The organism is Pseudomonas sp. Pseusp97, from assembly GCF_047304025.1.
GTDB lineage: Bacteria > Pseudomonadota > Gammaproteobacteria > Pseudomonadales > Pseudomonadaceae > Pseudomonas.
This window is the reverse complement of record NZ_JBGLYK010000482.1, coordinates 1-561: the sequence shown is the minus strand read 5'-3', so window position 1 is coordinate 561 and position 561 is coordinate 1. Positions and strand designations below refer to the sequence as shown.

At 64.0% G+C, this 561-nt stretch carries 1 protein-coding gene and 1 pseudogene; both read left to right on the top strand.

Features of this window, described 5'->3' with window-relative positions; genetic code table 11:
• Window positions 1–147: pseudogene (locus tag ACCC94_RS30015) on the top strand (sugar phosphate isomerase/epimerase); the annotation flags it as partial.
• A 22-nt stretch (window positions 148–169) separates the two neighbouring features.
• Window positions 170–561 (top strand): 2-oxoglutarate and iron-dependent oxygenase domain-containing protein (locus ACCC94_RS30010; RefSeq protein WP_413353213.1); only part of this gene is annotated, 392 nt, incomplete at its 3' end.

Here is a 561-nt window from a genome sequence, read left to right as displayed (position 1 = left end):
GTAACGACCCTGACGCCCGAATTCGGCCCTGACGGCTATTTGCACCACCTGCCTTTCACCAATGCCCCGATCGCCGATCTGTGGGCGCTGAACCGCTGGATGGCCGACGAAGAACGTCGCCACTTCCAGCGCTTCCTCCAATCCTGAATCCGAACTGGAGCCATCGAACATGCAGGAGCAAGCGAGCAGGGCCTTCACCTCCATTCCCGTCATCGACATCGGCGGGCTGTTCAGTCCGCGCCTGGAAGAGCGCCAGGCGGTGGCGGACGAACTGGGCAAGGCGGCCCGTGAAGTGGGCTTCCTCTATATCCGCAACCACGGACTGGACCCGAAACTGATCGAGGGCCTGCAGGCCGCTGCGCGGGATTACTTCGCGCAGCCGCTGGAAGCCAAGATGCGCCACTACATCGGCGTCTCGGAAAGCCACAAGGGCTTCGTCCCGGAAGGCGAGGAGGTCTACGCCAAGGGCAAGCCGGACCACAAGGAAGCCTTCGACGTCGGCTTCGAAGTGGCCGCCGACGATCCGCTGGTGCTGGCCGGTACGCCACTGCTCGGGCCGAA